This window comes from Kitasatospora nipponensis, assembly GCF_039528135.1.
GTDB lineage: Bacteria > Actinomycetota > Actinomycetes > Streptomycetales > Streptomycetaceae > Kitasatospora > Kitasatospora nipponensis.
Genome location: NZ_BAAALF010000420.1, coordinates 1 through 1,832 on the forward strand (window position 1 = coordinate 1; position 1,832 = coordinate 1,832).

A 1,832-nucleotide genomic window follows, 5' to 3' on the forward strand; every position below is an offset into this window, starting at 1 on the left:
CGGTCGGTGGTGGTTTGTTCGATGAGGCGGGCTTGTTCGGTGATGGTGCGGTGGTGGAAGACGTTGGTGATGGTGAGGTGGGTGCCGTGGCTCTGGTTGATGCGGGAGGTGAGTTGGAGGGCGGTGAGGGAGTGGCCGCCGATGGTGAAGAAGTCGTCGGTGGTGCCGAGTTGGGTGGTGGGGAGGAGGGTCTGCCAGATGGTGTGGAGTTCGGTTTCGAGGGGGGTGCGGGGTGGGACGTGTTCGTGGGTGGCGGCGGTTTGGGCTGTGGTGAGGTTGGTGAGGGCGGTGCGGTCGATTTTGCCGCTGGGGGTGACGGGGATGTGGTCGGTGGTGACGTAGTGGGTGGGGATCATGTGGTCGGGGAGTTGGGTGGCGAGGGTGTCGCGGAGTTGTTGGGGGGTGGGGTTGGTGTGGGGTTTGGTGTGGAGGTAGGCGACGAGGTAGGTGTGGCCGGTGGGGTGGTGTTGGGGGATGACGATGGCTTGGTGGATGGTGGGGTGGGTGTGGAGGGCGTGTTCGATTTCGCCGAGTTCGATGCGGTGGCCGCGGATTTTGATTTGTCGGTCGGCGCGGCCGTGGTAGGTGAGTTGGCCGTCGGGGTGCCAGCGGGCGAGGTCGCCGGTGCGGTAGATGCGGTGGTGGGGGTGGTAGGGGTCGGGGGTGAAGCGTTGGGTGGTGAGGTCGGGGCGGTTGAGGTAGCCGCGGGCGACTTGGACGCCGCCGATGCAGAGTTCGCCGGTGACGCCGATGGGGGCGGGTTGGTCCTGGGCGTCGAGCACGTAGATCCGGCAGTTCGCCACCGGACGCCCGATGGTCACCGAGGGAGCACCCCGCTGGACCTCCACGGCGGTCACCTCCACCGCGGCCTCGGTGGGGCCGTAGTAGTTGTGCAGGCGGGTGGGGGTGCCATGGGTGGCGGTGTGGAAGCGGGTGGCGAGGTCGGCGGTGAGTTCCTCGCCGCTGCAGATGCAGTGGCGCACGCCGGGGAAGGCGTCGGTGACGGTGGCGAGGTAGTGGGTGAGCATGGGTGGGACGAAGTGCAGGGTGGTGACGCCGTGTCGGCGGATGGCGTCGGCGATGGCGTGCGGGTCGTTCTGGCCGCCGGGGCGGAGCATGATCTGGTGGGCGCCGATGATGCCGGGGACGAGGAGTTCCCAGAGGGACACGTCGAAGATGTAGGGGGTCTTCTGCAGGATGACGTCGTCCTGGTCGAGGTCGAGGTCGTCGATCATCCAGCGGAGGCGGTTGAGGATGCTGCGGTGTTCGACGAGGACGCCTTTGGGCTTGCCGGTGGAGCCGGAGGTGTAGATGCAGTAGGCGGGGTCGTGGGGTCCGGCGAGGGGGGTGGGGTTGTGGGGGTGGGTGGTGAGGTCGAGGGTGGTGAGGTCGATGGTGGTGATGTCGGGGTGTGGGGGTGGGGTGGTGCCGTTGGTGATGAGGAGGTGGGTTCCGCTGTCGTGGAGGATGGTGTGGAGGCGTTCGGTGGGGTCGTCGGGGTTGATGGGGAGGTAGGCGGCGCCGGCTTTGAGGGTGCCGAGGATGGCGGTCATGAGGTCGGTGGAGCGGTGGAGGTGGAGGGCGATGAGGGTGCCGGGTTGGATGTGGTGGTGGGTTCGCAGGGTGTGGGCGAGGGTGTTGGCGCGGGTGTTGAGTTGGGCGTAGGTGAGGGTGGTGTGTTGGTCGGTGGTGGCGGGTCGGTGGGGGGTGCGGTGGGCTTGTTGTTCGAAGAGGTGGTGGACGGGGGTGTCGAGGTCGTAGGGGCGGTGGGTGGTGTTGAACTCGACGGTGACGCGGTGGTGTTCGTGGTCGGTGAGCAGGGGGAGGTGCTG

General features: G+C 67.5%; 1 protein-coding gene. It reads right to left on the reverse strand.

All coding sequences use genetic code 11. The features are described 5' to 3' along the window. The coding region (locus ABD323_RS40810) for a non-ribosomal peptide synthetase (protein ID WP_344447166.1) at positions 1 to 1,832 on the reverse strand (1,832 nt) is incomplete at both ends.